Origin of the sequence: Citrobacter sp. TBCS-15, from assembly GCF_005280815.1 — a bacterium.
GTDB classification, from domain to species: domain Bacteria; phylum Pseudomonadota; class Gammaproteobacteria; order Enterobacterales; family Enterobacteriaceae; genus Citrobacter; species Citrobacter werkmanii.
In genome coordinates this window covers 336,864-357,738 of sequence record NZ_SZWK01000102.1, presented here as the reverse complement: position 1 = coordinate 357,738, position 20,875 = coordinate 336,864, and the positions used below count along the sequence as shown (strand labels likewise).

Sequence of the window (20,875 nt, the reverse complement as noted above, 5' to 3'; positions counted from 1 at the left end):
GCCGTATAAGGGGTTATCGCAGATAGTTATTGATAATTTGCTGGATCTGGATTTCCTGCTGCTCATCAAACGTGACAGCGTAACGGCTGACGCCGACATCATGTCCCATGATTTGTAATGCTTTTTTAACTGCGGCAGGCGAGAAGGCCACCTTGTAAAGATCGGTGCGCAGACCCGTAACGCTCTCCTGAGCCTGGTGCGATCCGGCGACATCGCCCGCGTTAAACCGTGACCAGATAGCGTTGATTTCATCAGGCGCGACGTTTGCCAGCCCGGAGATACAAGCGGAACAGCCGTCGACAAAACCCTGGTGAATTAGCGAGTCGGGGCCATTCAGTACATCGAATCCGTCGATATCTTTGACGGCATCCAGGAATCCGCTCAGGCTCTCATAGCTGCCCGCGCTGTCTTTGATTCCAATGATGTTGGGGTGCGCCGCGAGCGTTCTTGCCGTTGCGGGCTCAATGGTATTGCCCGTACGCGCCGGAATGTTGTAAAGAAAAACGGGAACCGTTAACGCGTCGGCGATCGCTGTATAGTGGGCAATCAACTCATGTTGTTTCAGCGGGACAAAATACGGAGTAATGACCGATACGGCATCGACACCCAGTTTTTCTACCTGCTTACCCAGACGGATAGTATCGCGGGTTGATATTTCGCCAATATGCGCCACAACATGCGCGCGACCGGCAACTTCTTCCACGCAGGTCCGGGCAACGGCGATTTTTTCCTCCTCGTTAAGCACAAAAAACTCGCCGTTGGTGCCGCCGCAGAAAATACCGTTTCCGGCACGAAGCTGGCGGTTGACCTGGTTTTTAAGCTCACTGAGATTCAGACCGCCTTCGTGGTCAAATGGGGTCACTATGGCGGTCAGTACGCCACGAATTTTGCTGCTCATTGTTCACTCCTTTGTGATCAGATCGGGAAACAGAGTTTGGTAAATGGCCTGAACATCATCATGGCTCACCTGGCAGGGAGCGTTATTCATCAGGCGTTTCACGTTTAGCGCGGCATCGGCCAGCGCGGGAATGTCTGCGTACGGGACGCCGAGCGTTGCCAGGTTATCGGGAAGGTTGAGACGTTTCACGAGGGCAGAAAACCAGGCCACCAGCGCATGTGATTTTTCTTCAGCATTCAGGGTAAGATCGGCATCCGGTACCAGATCCCAGACCTGGGCGAACTTGTCGACGGCATAAGGGCGAACCACCCGCATGCAGGGCGCCAACAAAATCGCATTGGCAACGCCGTGAGGTAGATGATACCGCCCCCCCAGCGGGTATGAGAGTGCGTGGACCAGGTGAGTCCCGGCATGATTAATCGCCACGCCGCCATAATACGACGCCCATAGCATTTCCAGTTTCGCCAGCAAATTGTTCGGTTCATTGACCGACGTTTCGATGTTCTTCAGTAATTTCTGTAAACCGATGAGCGCAGCGTTGTCACTGACCGGATTGGCAATAGTCGCTGTAAAGCACTCAATCAGATGGCATAGCGCGTCAATGCCGGTTGATGAGGCAATGTGCGCAGGCATACTGGTAGTGAGTTCCGGTAGCAGGGCGACATAATCCGGCAACAGCACCGGGGAGATGATGCCTGTCTTGGTGTTTTGTTCCGGGATTGCCAGTATTGCGTTTGGGGTGGCTTCTGAACCTGTCCCGGCGGTGGCAGGGATAAGTACGCAGGCCACACGTTGTTGCGGTTTCTCGCCAGCCAGCATGGCCTCCAGCGAGGGAGAGTCTGGATGACACAGGACAGAGAGCAGCTTGGCCACGTCCAGTACGCTACCGCCCCCAATACCGATCACCATCTCCACATTGAGGTCAGCGACCCGTTTGATGAGTGCGCTGACGTCATGATGTCCCGGTTCGGCCGGTACGTTGTCAATCAGCGTCACCTGGCGGCCATCATTAGTCAGCAGGGTGCGGATCTGCGCCACCGCATCCAGTCGGACAATATTGCCATCAGTCACCAGTAGCAGCTGGCGTTTCCCACTCAGTAATGGCTCCAGCGCGGGGATGGCATGTGAGCCGCTGATCACGGTGCTATTAATTGTTGCCACAACATTCTCCTGTTTTAGTGATTGAATTCGCTCACTGTGATTCAGGAACGATTACATCATGGGCTAAATTTATAATTTATCGCGGAACCGAATAACTTGAGCTTGCTCACATTTAATCAAATGTGATTGAATATAATCATAAGCAACACACACCGACCCGGAGCATGGATGAGTAAACATGTAGCAAACCCGCAAATCCTGGTTATCGCCGACGACTTTACCGGCGGAAACGATGCGGGGGTCAGCCTGGCGCTGACGGGAATGACGGTCAATGTCGCCTTTACGTTGCCCTGTGCCGAAGAGACCGACGTACTGATCGTGAATAGTGATAGCCGTGCGCTGGATGCGCCGCAGGCAGCGGCCCGCGTGAATGCTTTAGCGCTCGCCTGTCATGCCGATTCGCGGGCACTGTGGCTAAAGAAAATGGATTCCACTTTACGCGGTAATCCTGGGGCCGAAGTGGATGCGCTCATGCAGGTGACGGGTAAAAATCTGGCCATTGTTGCGCCAGCGTATCCCCAGGCTGGCCGAACGACTGAACAGGGGCTCTGTCTCGTCCACGGCGTTCCGGTCACTGAAACCGAATTTGCCAGCGACCCGAAAACGCCGGTCGCCAGCGCTGATATCTGTGCGGTACTTCAGGCACAAACCTCCATCAAATGTCGGACGATGTCATTGAGTGACGGTTTACAACGCCTGCAAGAACCAAGTGTTGATATGTCGCAGATTTGGGTGGTTGATGCGCAGAGTAATGCGGATCTTGATGCCATTGTCGGTGAAGTGATGAAGCGAAATGATTCGCCGCTGTTGGTGGGCTCGGCAGGAATTTGTGACGCACTGGCTCGCCGTGTCCAGAGGGTCTCTGCCCGGCGTTTACTGGCGATTGTGGGCTCAATGAGTGAAATTGCTCAACGTCAGATTGCGGCCGTGAGCTGGGATCAGCAGGTGGAGACGGTATTCATCGACATCGAGGATATGTTCAAGGGGACTATGGACGCGCACGTCGCCCGCATTATTGGCGTTCTGGCATCCGGTAAACACTGCATTGTTCACACCTGTCCTGATAAAGAAGCGCGGCACCATATTCCACATCTGTGCGCGTGCTGGCAGGTGAGTCGCGCTCAGTTGGGCGAAAAAATCTGCCAATTCCTTGGGCAACTTACCCGACAGGTTTTAGATGATGTTTCACCCGCCGCGCTGTATCTCTCCGGCGGCGATGTTGCTATGGCGGTTGCTGAAGCGCTGGAGGCAACGGGATTTCGTATTACCGACCGTGTGGCTCAGTGCGTACCGTACGGTCATTTTGCCGGCGGCCGCTGGCAACGCCCGGTTATGACAAAAGCAGGTGGTTATGGTGACGAGACGACCCTGCGTCAGGTTTTGCATGCTATTGAGGAGAAAATGAGTGAATAACGTTATTGCGGTAACCATGGGCGACCCGGCAGGTATCGGACCGGAGATTATTATCAAATCACTGACAGAGGATCCGCTCTCAGGCGCACCGGTTGTGGTGGTCGGCTGCGCGCAGACCTTGCGGCGGATTCAGGCATTAAACATTACGCCAGCAGCGGAACTGCGGGTCATTGATCATGTGGCGCAGGCGCAATTTTCGGCGGGGATTATCAATGTGATCGATGAACCCCTTGCCGACCCGGACGCCCTTGAACCCGGCGTGGTGCAGGCACAGGCAGGCGATCTGGCCTATCGCTGTATTAAGCGTGCCACCGCGCTGGCGCTGAATGGCGAAGTGAAAGCGATAGCCACCGCGCCGCTAAATAAAGAAGCGTTGCATCTGGCGGGTCACCCTTATCCTGGCCATACCGAACTGCTGGCGCAACTGACTAACAGTAAAGATTACGCGATGGTGCTGTATACCGATCAGCTCAAAGTCATTCATGTCACTACCCATATTGCGCTACGGAAATTTCTCGATACGCTCAGCGAGGCGCGGGTGAAAACCGTTATTCAGGTAGCATATGATTTTCTGCGCCGTGTCGGGTATGAAAGCCCGCGCATTGCGGTGGCAGGGGTGAATCCACATGCCGGAGAACATGGCCTGTTTGGCGATGAAGAAATCAAAATAGTTGGACCTGCGATCCATGCCATGCAGGCACAGGGGCTGAATGTCACAGGGCCGTGCCCACCGGATACGGTATTTATGCAGTGCCATGAGGGGATGTACGACATGGTGGTGGCGATGTATCACGACCAGGGCCATATTCCGCTAAAATTGCTTGGATTCTATGATGGGGTGAATATCACCGCCGGGTTACCGTTTATTCGCACCTCTGCGGACCACGGCACGGCGTTTGATATTGCCTGGACAGGTAAAGCCAAGTCTGAGAGCATGGCGGTATCCATCCAGTTGGCTATGCAAATCACGCGGGATTAAAATGAAGGGATATAATCGGTTAGAACAGATTATGGATTATCTGAAAGGGCATAATCTGGCGACGGTAGAACAGCTTGTTGCCGTGACGGACGCCTCGCCGGCGACCATCCGTCGCGACCTGATTAAGCTCGATCAGGAAGGCGTGATCAGCCGTACCCATGGCGGGGTGACGCTTAACCGGTTTATCCCATCGCAGCCTACCACGCATGAGAAAATGCAGCGCAACCTGCAAGAGAAACAAGCGATCGCCAGCGCGGCGGCAGGCCTGGTGAAGGCCGGAGATGCGATTGTTCTGGATGCGGGGACGACAATGATTGAACTGGCTCGTCAGCTCACTCATCTGCCGCTGCGGGTCATCACCAGCGATCTGCACATCGCGCTTTTTTTCTCCGAATTTAAACAAATTGAAGTGACGATCATTGGAGGGCGGATTGATGACTCCAGCCAGTCCTGTATCGGTGAGCACGGGCGTAAACTGTTGCAAAACGTCTGGCCGGATATCGCGTTTTTGAGCTGTAACGGCTGGGATCTGGCGCGCGGCATCACCGCGCCGACGGAAGAAAAGGCCGGAGTAAAACGTGACCTGATTGCCAACGCCAGTCGTCGGGTACTGCTGGCAGACAGCTCAAAATATGGCGCGTGGTCTTTGTTTAACGTTACCCATCTGAATGCGCTGACGGATATTGTGACCGATGCCCGGCTCAATGAGGACGTGCGTGTACAACTGGAACAGTTACCCTGCCAACTGACTATTGCCAGTTAATCCGTATCCTGCGACAACTGAGGATCCAGCACTTCGATAAACGCTTCCAGTTGCCTCGTCATCGCCCCCCTTCGCCAGACCAGCCATGTATTCAGCCAGCGCCAGTTTTCGCTCAACGGCCAGGCGTTGACCTGATGGTGTCCGGGCATACTTTCCAGCATCGAACGTGGAATTAGCGCGATACCCGCACCGGCAATAACGCAGGCCAGCATCCCATGGTATGACTCCATTTCATGAATGGTACCCGGCATGGCGCGATCGGCATGAAACCAGCTTTCAAAATGTCGGCGGTAGGAACAGTTGGCGCGAAACGCGTAAATACTGCAGCCGTTGACGTCGCTGGCCCGCTGGATGGGAGGGTGACCGTGCGGGGTGACAATCATCATCTCTTCACGATAGACCGGAATACCCTCAAGTCCGGGGTGGGCAACGGGACCATCGACAAAAGCGGCGTTCAACGTGCCGTCCAGCACGCCGTCCAGCATGGTGCCTGAGGGACCGGTCGCCAGGGCAAACTGAATTTTTGGATAACGTTGGTTATATTCAGCCAACGTAGCTGGGATCCGTACCGCGGCGGTGCTTTCCAGCGATCCGAGCGAAAACAAGCCCTGTGGTTCATCTCCGGCGACCACCATTCTCGCTTCCTCTACCAGCGCCAGGATCCGTTGACTGTAGCGCAAAAAGTTGTGCCCGGAGGGCGAAAGCCGCAGACGCTGGTTTTCACGAATAAACAGATCGACGCCAAGATCGGCCTCAAGTTGGCGAATACGGGTAGTGAGATTGGACGGCACGCGATGCACCTTCGCTGCGGCCTGTGTAATGCTGCCGGTCTCCGCGACGGCATTGAACATTTCCAGTTGCGTAAGATCCATAATATTCTCTAATCGTGAATGGTGTGGTTAATATTATTCATTTTTCAGGAAGAGTAAATATGCTCATGATATGACCATACCCTGCGATAAAAGAGAGGCACCCATGACTATCACAGCAGCAACACATGCTATTTCGGTTGATCCTACCAGCGGTGAAAGACTGACGGCGATGCCGTGGGCCAGCACCGAAGAGATTGCGCAGGCACTGAGTCTTGCCGCAAGTGCCTACAGTGAATGGAAACAGACTACCGTCGCGCACCGTGCGCATACGCTGCGTCAAATCGGCCTGGCCCTGCGTAATCGCGCGGAAGAGATGGCGCAGTGTATTTCACGTGAAATGGGCAAACCCATTAAACAGGCTCGTGGTGAAGTCGCCAAGTCAGCCGCGTTGTGTGACTGGTACGCTGAACATGGACCTGAGATGCTTAACCCGGAACCGACGCTGGTAGAAAATAACCAGGCGGTGATTGAGTATCGTCCTGTTGGAACTATTCTGGCGATCATGCCGTGGAATTTCCCGTTGTGGCAGGTACTGCGTGGTGCTATTCCGATTTTGCTGGCCGGAAATGTCTATTTGTTAAAGCATGCGCCTAACGTAACCGGCTGTGCTGCGATTATCGCGCAGGTTTTTGCTGATGCAGGCGTTCCTGCCGGTGTTTATGGTTGGGTAAATGCCGATAACGCCGGAGTCAGTCAGATGATCAACGACCCGCGTATCGCAGCGGTAACGGTAACGGGTAGCGTACGTGCCGGTGCGGCGATTGGTGCACAGGCGGGTGCGGCGCTGAAAAAATGCGTACTTGAACTGGGTGGTTCCGATCCGTTTATTGTCCTCAATGATGCCGATCTCGATCTGGCCGTTAAAGCGGCAGTCGCCGGACGTTATCAGAATACCGGGCAGGTTTGTGCGGCAGCGAAGCGCTTTATTATCGAAGAAGGGATTGCTGAAGAATTTACTGCGCGGTTTGTGGCGGCCGCGAGCGCGCTCAAAATGGGCAATCCGTTAAACGAAGAAAACGATCTCGGACCGATGGCGCGATTTGATCTGCGTGATGAACTGCATCAGCAGGTTGAAGCATCCCTGGCCGAAGGGGCGAAGTTACTCCTTGGGGGCGAAAAAATAGCAGGTCAGGGCAATTACTATGCCGTGACGGTACTGGGCGGCGTAACGCCAGAAATGACGGCTTTCCGTCAGGAGCTGTTTGGTCCGGTTGCGGCGATCACCGTTGCCAGGAATGCGGAACATGCCCTGGCACTGGCGAATGACAGTGATTTTGGTTTATCCGCCACGGTGTTCACTGCGGATGACGCGCTGGCCCAGAATATGGCCTCTCGTCTGGAGTGTGGAGGCGTCTTCATCAATGGCTACAGCGCCAGCGACGCCCGTGTAGCGTTTGGCGGCGTGAAGAAAAGTGGTTTTGGTCGCGAGCTTTCGCATTTTGGTCTGCATGAGTTTTGTAATGTGCAGACCGTCTGGAAAAACCGCCTCTGAAGGTGAGGGGGCCTCCGTCGGGGGCTCCTGTCTTGTTTCGGCAGATTTTCTGTCATTGACTCTTCGTCCGCTGACACCTAATGGTCTGACGCAGCGTATTCAGCTCTGTTATACTCGCAGGCCTTTCATACCTGCGAGCAAGGAGCATGTTGTGGCCAGGGCCATGGACAATTCAATTTTAGAGACCATTGTGCAGCAGGTTCGTCCGCTGATTGGTCAGGGTAAAGTCGCAGATTATATTCCTGCGTTAGCCTCTGTCGACGGTTCCAAACTGGGTATCGCCATCTGCACCGTCGATGGGCAGCACTATCAGGCGGGGGATGCGCAAGAACGCTTTTCTATTCAGTCGATTTCGAAGGTGTTAAGCCTGGTTGTGGCGATGCGTCACTATCAGGAAGAGGAGATTTGGCAACGCGTCGGCAAAGATCCATCCGGTCATCCTTTTAATTCCCTGGTGCAGTTGGAAATGGAGCAGGGTATTCCGCGTAATCCCTTTATTAACGCCGGGGCGCTGGTGGTTTGCGACATGCTGCAAGGGCGTCTGAGCGCCCCACGTCAAAGGATGCTGGAAGTGGTCCGGGCATTAAGCGGCGTCCCGGATATCGCCTACGATGCGAGGGTGGCGCGATCTGAGTTTGAACATTCCGCACGTAACGCCGCTATCGCCTGGTTGATGAAATCGTTCGGCAATTTTAACCATGACGTGACCACTGTTTTGCAAAACTATTTTCACTACTGCGCATTGAAAATGAGCTGTGTGGAACTGGCGCGAACCTTCGTATTTCTGGCGAATCAGGGCCATGCCTTCCATCTTGAGGAGCCCGTGGTTACGCCGATGCAGGCCCGACAAATCAACGCGCTGATGGCCACCAGCGGTATGTATCAGAACGCGGGTGAATTTGCCTGGCGGGTTGGGCTGCCGGCAAAATCTGGGGTGGGTGGCGGTATCGTGGCCATCGTTCCGCACGAGATGGCGATTGCTGTCTGGAGCCCGGAACTGGATCCAGCGGGAAATTCGCTGGCGGGTATCGCCGCGCTGGAGCAACTAACGCAACAAATGGGGCGCTCGGTTTACTGATGAATACGCTCGACCCTCTTTTTGCCCGGCTGGCGAAATCGACGTTTCGCTCGCGGTTTCGCCTCGGCCAGAAAGAAAGGCAGTATTGTCTGGATAAAGGCGCGCCGGTTATTGAACAACATGCAGGCGATTTTATTGCCAAACGGCTGGCTCCCGCTTTTCCCGCTAATGATGGGAAGCAGACGCCGATGCGTGGTCACCCGGTATTCATCGCACAACACGCGACGGCGACCTGTTGTCGGGGGTGTCTGGCAAAATGGCACGATATTCCTCAGGGTGTGGCGCTTAACGAACAACAGCAACGTTACGTTGTCACGGTTATATATCACTGGTTAGTGATTCAAATGAACAAGCCATAGATAACATTATCCTATGATACAACTCCTTGTGTTATGTAATTGCTAAAATCATGCTAAGGGGGTCAATCTAAGGAGAAAAAATGGCTTCCTGCAAACCCTGCTTCATGCTGAGTGCGGCACAGATTCTGTCGAGAATCGACGAGCTCAGCGATGTCCTTGAACAGTGCGTCAATGACGGCGCCTCCGTCAGCTTTATGCTGCCTTTTGATCGTGAGAAATCACGGCCTTTCTGGATGAACGTCGCGCAAAGCGTTGCCCTTGGGGAAAGACTCGTTCTTGGCGCCCAGAATGCCCAGGGAACGCTCGTCGGTACCGTCCAGCTCATTATCGATCAACCTGAAAACCAACCTCATCGCGCCGATGTCGCTAAGCTGCTGGTTCATACCTCTGCACGGCGGAGCGGCGTTGCCCGGGAACTGATGAATGAGCTGGAAAGTTGTGCGCGTCAACAGGGCAAAACGTTGCTGGTGCTTGATACGGCGACAGGCAGTGGCGCGGAGTTGTTCTACCACAAGTGCGGGTGGCAAAAAGCAGGAGTAATACCTGACTATGCCAAAATGCCTGACGGGACGCTGACCGCGACCACACTTTTTTATAAAACTCTCTAATTTGTGGCTGGGGATTGATCAAAACAGGGTTTCAATGTATTAAAGTTTGCTAACCTATTGGACCAATTCAATCAGGTTGTATGACTAATCAAAAAGGGAACCCATTGTGCAAACTTTAAATCGTCGCGATTTCCCCGGTGCTCAGTATCCTGAACGCATTATTCAGTTTGGTGAAGGAAACTTCCTGCGCGCCTTCGTTGACTGGCAAGTCGATCTGCTGAATGAGCATACCGATCTTAACTCTGGTGTGGTCATTGTCCGACCTATCGAAAGTACTTTCCCTCCATCACTGAGTACACAGGACGGCCTTTATACCACCATCATTCGTGGTTTGAATGAGAAGGGCGAGGCCGTGAGCGACGCCCGTTTAATTCGTTCGGTTAACCGCGAGATCAGCGTCTATAGTGAGTACGATGAGTTCCTGAAGCTGGCGCATAACCCTGATATGCGTTTTGTTTTCTCCAATACCACCGAAGCCGGCATCAGCTACCACGCTGGTGATAGGTTTGAGTATGCGCCTGCGGTGAGTTATCCGGCCAAACTGACCCGACTGCTGTTTGAGCGCTTCAGCCATTTTAATGGCGCATCGGATAAAGGCTGGATAATCATTCCTTGCGAACTGATTGATTATAACGGTGATGCGCTGCGTGAACTGGTCCTGCGCTATGCTCAGGAGTGGGCGTTACCGGAAACATTTATCCAATGGCTGGATCAGGCCAATACCTTTTGCTCCACGCTGGTGGACCGCATTGTTACCGGTTATCCGCGTGACGAAGTAGCGCAACTTGAAGCTGAGCTTGGCTATCATGATGCATTCCTTGATACGGCTGAACACTTCTATCTGTTCGTTATTCAGGGGCCGAAGTCATTAGCCTCTGAGCTGCGTCTGGATAAATATCCGCTGAATGTTCTGATTGTTGATGACATCAAACCGTATAAAGAACGGAAAGTGGCGATTCTCAACGGCGCACATACCGCATTGGTTCCCGTTGCCTGGCAGGCTGGGTTGGATACCGTGGGGGAGGCCATGAATGACGCGGAGATTCGCGCCTTCGTGGAAAAAGCGATCTATGAAGAAATTATTCCAGTGCTGGATTTACCACGCGATGAGCTGGCGTCTTTTGCCAGCGCGGTGACAGGTCGATTCTGCAACCCGTATATCAAACATCAGCTGTTGTCGATTGCCCTGAACGGCATGACTAAATTCCGCACTCGCATCTTGCCGCAACTGCTGGCGGGGCAACAGGCCAGCGGTAAACTGCCTGCGCGTCTGACATTTGCGCTTGCCGCGTTGATTGCGTTCTACCGTGGAGAGCGTAACGGAGAGTCTTACCCGGTTCAGGATGATGCGCACTGGATGACGCGTTTTCAACAGCTTTGGTCCCAGCATCATGACCGTCAGATAAGCACTGAAGATTTGGTTAAAGCTGTGCTGGCCGTTACAGAACACTGGGAACAGGATCTGACGGAAGTTTCTGGATTAGTGGAACAGGTGACTGCCGATCTGGATAGCATTCTGCTAAACGGCATGCGAGAAGCTGTTAAACCTCTGTGCTAATACGCTGACCCGGCTCAGGCCGGGTTTTTTACAGGCATGGCTTAGTTACAACATACTATGAATTTCTACTTTTAGGGTGACAGTCTGTCGCTTCAACGCATCGTCCGTTCAACAGGAGGGAAAAATGTTTAAATAGTGTTACGATGAGCTTGCAACATTGATCACGTTCGCGTTTAATGTGACGAGTTTCACATTTTTCCGAAGATAACCATGATCGTTCGCCCCCAACAACACTGGCTGCGCCTGATATTCGTCTGGCATGGGTCGGTATTATCTAAAATTTTTTCACGCCTGCTGCTGAACTTCCTGCTCTCCATCGCCGTTATTATCATGCTGCCGTGGTATACGATGCTGGGCATCAAATTTACCCTGGCGCCGTTCAGCATTCTCGGCGTGGCGATTGCAATCTTTTTAGGCTTTCGCAATAACGCCTGTTATTCACGTTATGTTGAGGCTCGACACTTGTGGGGGCAGTTGATGATTGCTTCCCGATCGCTGCTACGTGAAGTAAAAACCACCTTGCCGGACGACGTCGAACTGGGTCAGTTTGTTCGTCTGCAAATCGCCTTTGCCCACTGTTTACGCATGACGTTACGCCGTCAGCCCCAGGCTGAGCCGTTAGCGAAATATCTGAGTGAGGCAGATTTACTGACCGTGTTCGCCTCACAGTCGCCTGCAAACCGTATTCTGTTGCTGATGGGGGAATGGTTGGCTGTACGTCGGCGCAATGGTCAACTGTCAGATATATTATTCCATAGTTTAAACAATAGGTTAAATGATATGTCGGCGGTACTTGCAGGGTGCGAGCGGATCGCGAATACCCCAGTGCCATTTGCTTACACTCTGATACTTCATCGAACGGTATACTTGTTTTGTATTATGTTACCTTTCGCGTTGGTGGTAGATCTGCACTATATGACGCCGTTTATCTCAGTGCTGATTTCCTATACTTTTATTTCGCTCGATACGCTGGCAGAAGAGCTGGAAGACCCGTTTGGCACAGAAAACAATGATCTGCCGCTGGATGCGATTTGCAATGCGATTGAAATCGACTTGCTGCAGATGAACGATGAAACAAACGTGCCAGCAAAACACATTCCAGATAAGCATTACCAACTCACTTAGTTACATTCTTTTGCCACCATGTAGGTTGCATATCTGAAAAAGAATGAAATTCCGGCGCCAGGTCTTCATCGTCAGGATCGTCAAAAGCGCCTGCTAACAGTGCAATAACCGGGGCGTCATCAATGGCGCCTACAGAACTGCCGCACTGTGGACAAAATGCCCGACTTGACGCCTCAGAAGAGCGCCAGGTTGTCGGTTTTCCGCCTTGACCCGTCCACGTTACATTTTCCGCATTAAACTCAATCCAGACGACGGTCGGTGCACCCGTATGTTTCCGACATATATCGCAGGAGCAGGTATGGGAATTATTTGGACTGCTGGCCACGAAACGAATCGAACCACACAGACAGCCACCAATGTAGACTTTAGACATGACAACTCCCGTCAGAAACACGTTGCCAGACACTAGCAGATGACGGGCTTTGCCACTAGTTCCTCATGATAAAAAGGCGAGGGCGCGCATGGCAGATAGTTATCTCCTGTGATGCACTTATAATAAACGCTTAATCATTGCGTCTGGCTACGATAAATAACCGCGGAAAGGCCAGCAAAATTTTACCGTTTTCCTGCAGAGGATATTGTTCCTGAAGCAGTTCATGATAACGTGCCAGGTAAAGATGTTGCTCATTTTCGCTCAAGTCCTGTAACCAAGGCCGCAGGCCCGTTGAACTTACCCAGTCGATAATCGACTGATGTGAATCCATAACGTGATAATACGTTGTGCGCCAGATATCCACCTCACAGCCCGCTTCAGCCAAAATGTCATAATAGGCGTGTACACCAGGAAGCGGCGAGCGGCCCCGGTCAGGGTAACCTTGTTCATAAGCCACTTCACGCATCAAAACATGCGTTGGCTCCAGCCAGTTATCCGGCATTTGTACAGCCAGCACGCCATTGTGAGCCAGTAGCGATACCAGATGCGGGAACAAATCATAGTGATCGGGAACCCACTGCAACGAAGCATTTGCATATAGCAGTTCAAGAGGCTGCTCTGTCTGGAATTTACAGATATCCGCTTCAATAAAGCGGCATGTTGGTAATGCCTTGCGCGCCTCATTAAGCATGGCGGGTGAGGTATCAATCCCTGTTATTACAGCCGAGGGCCAGCGCTGATGCAGTAATGCCGTACTGTTTCCCGGACCACAGCCAAGATCGACGACTGAATGGACATTCTCTAACGCCACTCTGCTGAGTAAATCCGCAGCGGGTCTTGAACGTTCAGTTTCATATTGCAGATAAAGCGAAGGATTCCAGTCGGCCATGAATGAATCTCCAGTATGAGAGAAAAAGGCGGAAAGGGTTACATAAGTCCTTGCCGATGAGCCATTTCTTTTAGAAGATTATATGAAAATACAGGAGAAGGGCAGAAATATGCTGGAAACATCAAGACTGATTTTACGCCCGTGGGAAGCCAAAGACAAAGCCCCGTTTGCCGCGTTAAATGCCGATCCGGACGTGATGCGTTTTTTTCCGGCTCCGCTGCAACGAACGGAAAGCGACAACCTGGCTGCCAGATTCCAGGAAGGCATTACAGAGCGCGGCTGGGGATTCTGGGCCGTTGAACTTAAAGAAACACACCAGTTTGTGGGGTGTGTAGGTTTACATCCACAACCTGATAAATTTCACTTTTCACCCTGTACCCAAATCGTAGGTACTTCACAAAAGGTGGAAATCAGCGCAGTCATCACATCCATGCTTTTACCACTGGGGATGCTCAAATAATAAAACATCTAGCAACCGGCTTTAACCATAAGCGACCGGACAGTTTCTTTGGACAGATGGACATCGTGCAGTTCTACGAGTTTCCCGCATACCCGCGTCGGCCCAAAGCCGGTATAGCTCTCGCGGATTATGTTGAGTGTGTATCGGGCAAGATCAACAGGCACCTGATAATTGCTTAGCCATAGGAAGTCCTCAATCTGAACCAGAGGGCGCAAGACAATCCAACTGTTATGCGAACTAACTAACTACTGCACCCAATCTGGCTACAATTCTCGCTATCTGACGTTAGTGCGCATAATGTATATTATGTTAAATTAAGTGATTCGCATAAAGTCATAGAATTAAGTCCCCATTAGTCTTTCGTTTGCTGGCATTTGGACATTGGTTGACACCACTACTAACAATCGCTTCTGAAGAGTTCTTCTATCGCGATTATCCTGAAGTGTCAGGCTTGTCCACCCTCCTCTTTTTACTGCTTCAACGAACGTTCGTTCCTTGGAAGATCAGTGCCGATTTGGGCCATTGCTGGTCGTTCCGCTTTCTTGTAATCTGTCTCGTTGCATAACTGACAAAATCTGGAAATACCGAACTGGACTTCATATGAATGCTCATACTTCAAAAGACCCTTTACATGGCGTGACGCTAGAAATGCAGGTCAATGCACTGGTTGATCGTTTTGGTTGGGCTGAGCTTGCTCAACGCATTAACATCAACTGCTTTAAAAATGAACCGAGCGTTAAATCCAGTTTAAAGTTTTTGCGCCGTACGCCGTGGGCGCGTGCTGAAGTTGAAGCGCTCTATCTTGATTCGCTGCATGACGTGACCCCGTTCAACAACACCGCACCTGCTATTGATCCCTGGGCTAACAGCCGCAACAAGAAAAAATAAGAGCAAAGTCTGATGCCAGCATCCGGTTTCTTTTCAGGAAAATATCAGAAAAAACTGGCGAATATCTTCGTCCGTTGCCATGCCAGATTACCGCGAACTAACCTGAAATGGTTCGCGGTACTTGTGGGCAGTATGTTGTTACTGGGCAGTTGCTCTTCACAGCCGCCCGCTCCCAAAGTCACCCCACTACCTCCGGTGAATAAACCGCAACAGATTAAGGAGCCGGTGCGCGGAATCTGGCTGGCGACGGTTTCCCGTCTGGACTGGCCGCCGATCTCATCAGTGAATGTCAGTTCCCCTGCCATCCGTATCAGCCTGCAGCAGAAAGCGTTGACGGATAAGCTGGATAACCTGAAACGTCTTGGCATCAACACCGTTTTTTTCCAGGTCAAACCCGATGGTACCGCATTGTGGCAATCTAAAATCTTGCCTTGGTCAGATACGCTAACCGGCACGATTGGTCAGGATCCGGGTTACGATCCGCTACAGTTTATGCTCGATGAAGCGCATAAACGCGGCATGAAAGTCCATGCCTGGTTTAACCCCTACCGCGTGTCCGTTAATATAAAACCGTCAACGATCACCGAATTAAACAGCACGCTGTCGCAGACGCCTTCCAGTGTTTATGTCCTGCATCGGGACTGGATCCGCACCTCGGGCGAGCGTTTCGTGTTAGATCCTGGTATTCCCGAAGTGCGCGACTGGATCACCAGCATCGTGGCGGAAGTGGTGGAACATTATCCGGTCGACGGCGTGCAGTTTGATGACTACTTCTATACCGAGTCTCCCGGTTCAGCGCTTAACGACAGCCAGACCTTCAGAAAATATGGTCAGGGATTTGATTCCAAAGCTGACTGGCGGCGCGATAACACGCAACGACTGATCGCCCAGGTTTCGCGGACCATCAAGAAACTTAAGCCTGAGGTGGAGTTTGGCGTCAGCCCCGCGGGTGTGTGGCGCAATCGCTCTCACGATCCTGCGGGTTCCGACACCCGTGGCGCGGCAGCGTATGATGAATCCTATGCCGATACCCGCCGCTGGGTGCAATTAGGCTTGCTGGACTACATCGCCCCACAGTTGTACTGGCCTTTTGCCCGTGATGCGGCACGATACGATGTGCTGGCGAAATGGTGGGCAGATGTTGTGAAATCAACCAATACCCGCCTCTATATTGGTGTGGCGCTGTATAAGGTCGGCGAACCTTCACGAAAAGAGCCGGACTGGACAGTCAAAGGCGGCGTGCCAGAACTGAAAAAACAGCTCGATCTGAACGAGTCCGAACCACACATCAACGGCACCATCCTGTTTCGCGAAGATTATCTTAATCAGCCGCAAACGCAGGAGGCCGTAACCTATATTCGCAGCCGTTGGGGGCGTTAATGGTTATCTTTAGGCCAGTGTAGCGACTGTATCTGCATCACCGGGACAGTAACCGGCGAACATTATCATTAATTTGTTTCTGGATCGTATCCAGCGTGGTTTGCGTTATCTGATCGGGGTATTTGTCACTGGCGATAGCGCTCAGCCCTATCGCAGAGTGGCAGATCTTTTCGATTATGGCGTTCACCTCGTCAGCAGTGAGCTCAGCTTCCTGAACGCCAAGCAACTGAAGGTGCTTTCTTTCGATATCCAGCGCTTCCCCCAGCACGTCCATTTGGTGGTACCCGCCGGGTCCTTCACACCAGGTGACGTCGTAAGCCGGAGCCAGAGTCCAGTTTCCATCGGCTGACATTAAATAAGCAAAGTTCTTCGGATGATCGTCACGATTGTTGAATGCCACGTTGAAAACCACGCGTTCGAACGCTTTCGCCTTTTCTCTGACATCATTGGTACAGATCTGCGTGGCACGCAGAAAATCCCGATAATCTAAAGCGCCGGGTAACTGGTAATTTGCGCCGGTTAGAGCCGCCAGACTCTGCATTGGAATACGTATTGACTGGTCACGGTCGAAACGGCGGGTGGCAAAGGCCGCCTGCCCACCAGGCAGATCAAAATATGCCGTATCGGGTGTGCTAATCCTACATTGACGCAAGCATTCAGCATAAACAGCTTCGATGGCGCATACTTCAGCATGCTCATGCCTGGCGGGAAATTTAATCAACCAGCTTTCGCTCCCGGGTAGCGGCGCAGTAGTAAATTTTGACGTGACACTGTCACGATAAAGTAGCGCTTTTGGCCTTGCCCCTTGTGGCGAACCGCCCATCTGAAGCAATTTTTGCAAGAATTCCCCGCCGTCTCCACTCAGGACTTCCTGCACCTCAGCGGCCAGTTGTTCGAGAGGCACATCCTCTTTTGAAATCTTCTCGACATCTGACTGAACGGGCTGGAAAGTCATGGCGCCCATCGCGTTGTTGCCGACCCAGGTTAAGCGCTCCAAAGGACCTATGCGCGCTGCGTTTAGTCCGCGACGTTTAAATAATCGGTCCATCAACAGCATACCCCAGCCATCAGGTAGCGAATCATAGACTGGTCCAGGTAATCCCAATTGATGAGCCGGGAAATCCCTGCGTAAACGTGGGCCGTTCAGCGGTAACATCAGCCTGGACAGTTCCAACCCTTTACGTATGGCGTCTTCACTGTATTCAAAGGCGATCAACGGGCGTCCGGTCAGGGCTGTGGAAGACACCAGTTTTCCCCACAACCATTTCTCACCCCAACCTTCATAAAAGACATCAACTTGTTCAGGCATCAGAATTTTTCCTTTTCACCCGCTGACGTACCGCGCTCTTCTCGTAACGCAAAATATCATCCAGACTGTCAATCCTGGGTTTGAATAAACCCTCCAGCGCATCGCCATAACCTAACACCATTGCGACTTTGACCAGATTCTCAAATCCTACGTTCTTACCTGTTTCCAGATTCGAAACGGTATTCACACCGACACCTGAACGCGCGGCAACCTCAGCCTGCGTCATTTGCCGCGCGAGTCGTTCTTTACGCAATCTGTCACAGAGTAGTTTGACGATATCAGCAGCCGTATTGAGTGTTAAATCCATAATATTGGCCCTTATTTGGATAAATGCCAGTTTACACACAATATTATAGAGTTAAGTCGAGATTAATACAAAGCGGATAACATATGTTTTAATGGATTTAACGCCACAAGTCCGTGATAAAACCCATTATAATGTATTTAAATCATGGTCGGGTGCGGTGATTAATCTGCCGCTATGCAGACTAAATGACCACGGTGCAGCTGGATCGCGCCCTGTCGTTTTAACCGGGCAAGCGTATCCATAATGGTGCTGCGAGAAAGTCCGGTTCGCTCCCTGATATATTGTACCGCCGGGATTCTTTTTTTGATGTCATCAGGCTCTTGTTGTAAAAGTTCAAGATGTCCCCAAACCATATCAGTTGCGGTTCGACTGGTGATTAGGCGATCGCGCTGGCTCATTACCTGAATAATATAGGCTTCAACTATTGCCACAGATTCCCAGAGTCGATCACGGTTAACGATAGTCATGAAATCCGTTTTCTTTACTACATGAGTAGTACATGGGCTGACCGCTTCAATATCATAAAAGTTATGCCCTGTAGGAAGAAAGAACTCGGCCATTCCCAGCATCATCGGTGCCTGCTGACTGGCCAGGATTAGCCCATCAGTGCGCCGGCGAATGACTATTCTACCTTCGGTCAACAACCAGATCCCATTCTCACCCTGAGAGTCCATAATAAAAGAACCGCTACGATATAGCGATTGGGCTTCAGAAAGTGGCAGTAATGCGTTGAAAAGTTTGGTTATATTAGTCGCAAGGAGTTCTTCGCTGCTACCGGTTTGTTCAGTATTGCTGGTCATAGAAAGCTCAGTATAATTCACTAAATAATCTTATTAATGATTATCGGTAATAGAGAAAAAATCAAACCTGAAAAGTCCATTTTTGGATTTTATTATTAACATTAGCCTTACAAGAAAGTCTGATTTTATACTTGCAATACATTAATACTTTTTGTCAAAAAAAACACAGTGATAATATCGATGAACAAAATGGTTCTTGTGGGCTTTTTCAATGTTGATTAAAAATATCGTGTGGTCGCTATTTATTACTGGATTATGTGTGGGGGTTCATTATATTTTGACGCGATGGGTAACCAGACGCCTGCAATGTGCAACATTGAGAAAGCCGAGAGCAGGATTATTATGCTCTTTATTACTGCTTGCTCATTTATTGGAATGTGGCGTTTATGCAACATTTTATTATATTCATCATTGCTTTAGTTCATTTTACGACTCGCTTTATTTTTCAATTACAAGTTTTGCCACCGTCGGTTATGGCGATTTGCTGTTACCACGATTCTGGGAGATCTCCGGTTCACTTGAAGGCATGACAGGCGCACTGCTAACTGGTTGGTCGGTCGCTTTACTGGTAGCAGTAGTGGTGCTCGAATCCGGCGAAAAACAACGTTAGAGATACCCTCTAATTAAGTTATAAATTCTGTTGGAGTTACTATGTTGCTCAATTATTTATCATTAGCAATACTCATCCTGGTGTTCTTAATTATTTTTTATGGCGTATTAATCTTGCACGACATCCCGTACGAGATCGCTAAGAAACGCAACCACCCTCACCTCGATGCCATACATGTCGCGGGTTGGGTCAGTTTATTTACATTACATGCGATTTGGCCATTTCTCTGGATTTGGGCAACATTATACAGTGATAAGCATGGCTGGCATGGAAATACCTCAGGACATAATATCGCTGAGCTAAGCGCGCGGATTGCGATACTGGAAAAAACACATGAACAAACTAATAGCGCATACAGCCCGCAGGATCCAAAGGTGAATTAATCGTGGAAATATTATTAACATTAACCTACGCTGCTATCGTTTACGTCATTTTTAAAGTATTTAAGGTTCCGTTGAATAAGTGGACATTACCCTCAGCGGTATTGGGGGGCGTGGTCATGCTTGGGGCACTGATCCTTACCATGAATTATAATCATCCCTATACAGAAGATGCACAAAAATTGGTTGTGGGCATTCCCGTTGTTCCGCAAGTTACCGGGGTGGTTTCAGAAGTAACGGATAAAATTAACACACCAATAAAAAAAGGAGATGTACTGTTTAAAATCGATCCTGCCCGTTATAAAGCTAAACTTGAAAAGCTTGAAGCGGACATTGTTACGGCAAAACATGACGTTCTGGCCCTTGAGGAGAAACGCAATAGCGCGCGACTGCAGCTAGAACAGGCCAGGGCTGAACGTGATAAATATTACAAAAACTATCAGCGCTACCAGAAAGGCAGTCAGGCAAAAGTGAACCCATTTACTGCCAATGATATTGATACAGCGCGCCAGGATTATCTGGCTCAGGATGCGGCGATGAACGCCGCCAATGCTGAACTGAACAGTATCCAGAAAGAACTCGACAGCACTATTCATGGACAAAACTCGCAGATCGCCAGTCTGCAAGCTCAAATTGATGAGGCTCGATTTAATTATGAGCAAACCATTGTTCGCGCCCCCAGCGACGGTTATGTCAGCCAATTACTGGTTCGTCCGGGAACCTATGCGTCGAGACTGCCTTTTAAGCCAGTTATGGTGTTTATTCCTGCGCACAAAAACCAAATTGTTGCGGCGTTTCGTCAAAACTCGATCTTACGTCTTAATGTGGGTGATGAAGCTGAGATTGTCTTCAATGGCTTGCCGGGACAAGTAGTACAGGGAAAAGTCGTCAATGTTGCCCCCGTGATCCCGACCGGGGCTTATTATGCCCAGGGAACATTGCAATCCTTAAACGTCACACCGGGCAGTAACAAAGTGCTGGTCAGTATCGAAGTTGATAATAATCAGGCTGAACAGCAACTCCCAGACGGTGTTGCCGCTCAGGTTGCGGTCTATTCAGCTCAGCATTTTGAAGCATTATCATTGCTACGGAAAATACTCTTGCGCATGACCAGTTGGATGCACTACCTGTACCTTGATCATTAATCGACTGTCCGGGGGCAATGGTTGCGCC

Annotated in this window: 22 protein-coding genes and 2 pseudogenes; 16 read left to right on the top strand and 8 right to left on the bottom strand. The window is 50.9% G+C overall.

Features of this window, described 5'->3' with window-relative positions:
- Positions 1-13 precede the first annotated feature (13 nt).
- Together FDW96_RS08455 and FDW96_RS08450 are read right to left on the bottom strand one after the other, a co-directional pair.
- Positions 14-898 (bottom strand): dihydrodipicolinate synthase family protein, encoded by an 885-nt coding sequence (locus FDW96_RS08455; RefSeq protein WP_137365529.1) that lies wholly within the window; start codon positions 896-898, stop codon positions 14-16.
- A 3-nt stretch (positions 899-901) separates the two neighbouring features.
- On the bottom strand, positions 902-2,059 hold the full coding sequence (locus tag FDW96_RS08450) for an iron-containing alcohol dehydrogenase (protein WP_137365528.1): 1,158 nt from the start codon (positions 2,057-2,059) through the stop codon (positions 902-904).
- 168 nt (positions 2,060-2,227) lie between these two features.
- Between FDW96_RS08450 and FDW96_RS08445 the strand changes: the two genes are divergently transcribed.
- From FDW96_RS08445 to FDW96_RS08435, 3 genes are read left to right on the top strand one after another with little or no spacing between them, the layout of a single operon-like run.
- Positions 2,228-3,472 carry a four-carbon acid sugar kinase family protein gene (locus tag FDW96_RS08445; RefSeq protein WP_137365527.1) on the top strand — a complete coding sequence of 415 codons (1,245 nt, stop codon included), beginning with the start codon at positions 2,228-2,230 and terminating at the stop codon, positions 3,470-3,472.
- Positions 3,465-4,451 carry a D-threonate 4-phosphate dehydrogenase gene (locus tag FDW96_RS08440; protein WP_137365526.1) on the top strand — a complete coding sequence of 329 codons (987 nt, stop codon included), beginning with the start codon at positions 3,465-3,467 and terminating at the stop codon, positions 4,449-4,451. The genes FDW96_RS08445 and FDW96_RS08440 overlap by 8 nt, the downstream gene beginning before the upstream one ends.
- A 1-nt stretch (position 4,452) precedes the next feature.
- Entirely contained in the window at positions 4,453-5,214 is a 762-nt protein-coding gene (locus FDW96_RS08435; protein ID WP_042308428.1) for a DeoR/GlpR family DNA-binding transcription regulator, read from the top strand.
- On the opposite strand, the gene FDW96_RS08430 is transcribed toward FDW96_RS08435, so the two are convergent.
- A complete protein-coding gene (locus FDW96_RS08430) occupies positions 5,211-6,086 on the bottom strand; it encodes a LysR family transcriptional regulator (protein ID WP_042308426.1) in 876 nt (291 codons plus the stop codon). The genes FDW96_RS08435 and FDW96_RS08430 overlap by 4 nt on opposite strands.
- Positions 6,087-6,189: 103 nt before the next feature.
- Here FDW96_RS08430 and sad point away from each other — a divergent pair, with 103 nt between their 5' ends.
- From sad to FDW96_RS08400, 6 genes are all read left to right on the top strand, one after another.
- Positions 6,190-7,578: a succinate-semialdehyde dehydrogenase gene (gene sad / locus FDW96_RS08425; RefSeq protein ID WP_137365525.1), complete on the top strand. Its 1,389-nt coding sequence runs from the start codon at positions 6,190-6,192 to the stop codon at positions 7,576-7,578.
- A gap of 151 nt (positions 7,579-7,729) precedes the next feature.
- On the top strand, positions 7,730-8,656 hold the full coding sequence (gene glsB, locus FDW96_RS08420; protein ID WP_042308422.1) for a glutaminase B: 927 nt from the start codon (positions 7,730-7,732) through the stop codon (positions 8,654-8,656).
- Positions 8,656-9,015 (top strand): DUF4186 domain-containing protein, encoded by a 360-nt coding sequence (locus FDW96_RS08415; protein WP_079224238.1) that lies wholly within the window; start codon positions 8,656-8,658, stop codon positions 9,013-9,015. Before glsB ends, FDW96_RS08415 begins: the two co-directional genes overlap by 1 nt.
- A gap of 80 nt (positions 9,016-9,095) precedes the next feature.
- Positions 9,096-9,623: a GNAT family N-acetyltransferase gene (locus tag FDW96_RS08410; RefSeq protein ID WP_137365524.1), complete on the top strand. Its 528-nt coding sequence runs from the start codon at positions 9,096-9,098 to the stop codon at positions 9,621-9,623.
- Between the two features lie 106 nt (positions 9,624-9,729).
- Complete coding sequence (locus FDW96_RS08405) at positions 9,730-11,181, top strand: tagaturonate reductase (protein WP_137365523.1); 1,452 nt, start codon at positions 9,730-9,732, stop codon at positions 11,179-11,181.
- Between the two features lie 210 nt (positions 11,182-11,391).
- Positions 11,392-12,306 (top strand): bestrophin family protein, encoded by a 915-nt coding sequence (locus FDW96_RS08400; RefSeq protein WP_042308416.1) that lies wholly within the window; start codon positions 11,392-11,394, stop codon positions 12,304-12,306.
- Here FDW96_RS08400 and FDW96_RS08395 read toward each other — a convergent pair.
- Together FDW96_RS08395 and tam are read right to left on the bottom strand one after the other, a co-directional pair.
- Positions 12,299-12,679, bottom strand: a complete 381-nt coding sequence (locus tag FDW96_RS08395) for a GFA family protein (protein WP_061381341.1) — start codon at positions 12,677-12,679, stop codon at positions 12,299-12,301. The genes FDW96_RS08400 and FDW96_RS08395 overlap by 8 nt on opposite strands.
- Before the next feature lie 130 nt (positions 12,680-12,809).
- Positions 12,810-13,568 (bottom strand): trans-aconitate 2-methyltransferase, encoded by a 759-nt coding sequence (gene tam, locus FDW96_RS08390; protein WP_061381340.1) that lies wholly within the window; start codon positions 13,566-13,568, stop codon positions 12,810-12,812.
- Between the two features lie 109 nt (positions 13,569-13,677).
- Between tam and FDW96_RS08385 the strand changes: the two are divergent.
- The 4 genes and pseudogenes from FDW96_RS08385 to FDW96_RS08365 form a co-directional block, all read left to right on the top strand.
- Positions 13,678-13,953: pseudogene (locus tag FDW96_RS08385) on the top strand (GNAT family N-acetyltransferase); the annotation flags it as partial.
- A pseudogene (locus FDW96_RS08380) lies at positions 13,950-14,042 on the top strand (GrpB family protein); the annotation flags it as partial. The pseudogenes FDW96_RS08385 and FDW96_RS08380, both read left to right, overlap by 4 nt.
- Before the next feature lie 586 nt (positions 14,043-14,628).
- Entirely contained in the window at positions 14,629-14,916 is a 288-nt protein-coding gene (locus FDW96_RS08370) for a VF530 family DNA-binding protein (RefSeq protein WP_079224212.1), read from the top strand.
- 12 nt (positions 14,917-14,928) lie between these two features.
- Positions 14,929-16,296: a glycoside hydrolase family 10 protein gene (locus FDW96_RS08365; protein WP_042308408.1), complete on the top strand. Its 1,368-nt coding sequence runs from the start codon at positions 14,929-14,931 to the stop codon at positions 16,294-16,296.
- 37 nt (positions 16,297-16,333) lie between these two features.
- Here the strand turns inward: FDW96_RS08365 and FDW96_RS08360 are convergent, their stop codons facing one another.
- The 3 genes from FDW96_RS08360 to FDW96_RS08350 form a co-directional block, all read right to left on the bottom strand.
- Positions 16,334-17,605 carry a type II toxin-antitoxin system HipA family toxin gene (locus FDW96_RS08360; protein WP_137365522.1) on the bottom strand — a complete coding sequence of 424 codons (1,272 nt, stop codon included), beginning with the start codon at positions 17,603-17,605 and terminating at the stop codon, positions 16,334-16,336.
- Positions 17,598-17,912, bottom strand: a complete 315-nt coding sequence (locus FDW96_RS08355) for a helix-turn-helix domain-containing protein (protein WP_042308404.1) — start codon at positions 17,910-17,912, stop codon at positions 17,598-17,600. The genes FDW96_RS08360 and FDW96_RS08355 overlap by 8 nt, the downstream gene beginning before the upstream one ends.
- Before the next feature lie 161 nt (positions 17,913-18,073).
- Complete coding sequence (locus FDW96_RS08350) at positions 18,074-18,712, bottom strand: helix-turn-helix domain-containing protein (protein WP_052511176.1); 639 nt, start codon at positions 18,710-18,712, stop codon at positions 18,074-18,076.
- 211 nt (positions 18,713-18,923) lie between these two features.
- Between FDW96_RS08350 and FDW96_RS08345 the strand changes: the two genes are divergently transcribed.
- The 3 genes from FDW96_RS08345 to FDW96_RS08335 are packed head-to-tail and all read left to right on the top strand — an operon-like array spanning position 18,924 to position 20,847.
- Positions 18,924-19,322, top strand: coding sequence for an ion channel (locus tag FDW96_RS08345; protein ID WP_137365521.1), 399 nt, complete (start codon positions 18,924-18,926; stop codon positions 19,320-19,322).
- 41 nt (positions 19,323-19,363) lie between these two features.
- A complete protein-coding gene (locus tag FDW96_RS08340; protein WP_042308402.1) occupies positions 19,364-19,705 on the top strand; it encodes a DUF3302 domain-containing protein in 342 nt (113 codons plus the stop codon).
- A 2-nt stretch (positions 19,706-19,707) separates the two neighbouring features.
- Positions 19,708-20,847: an HlyD family secretion protein gene (locus FDW96_RS08335; protein ID WP_137365520.1), complete on the top strand. Its 1,140-nt coding sequence runs from the start codon at positions 19,708-19,710 to the stop codon at positions 20,845-20,847.
- Positions 20,848-20,875 lie beyond the last annotated feature (28 nt).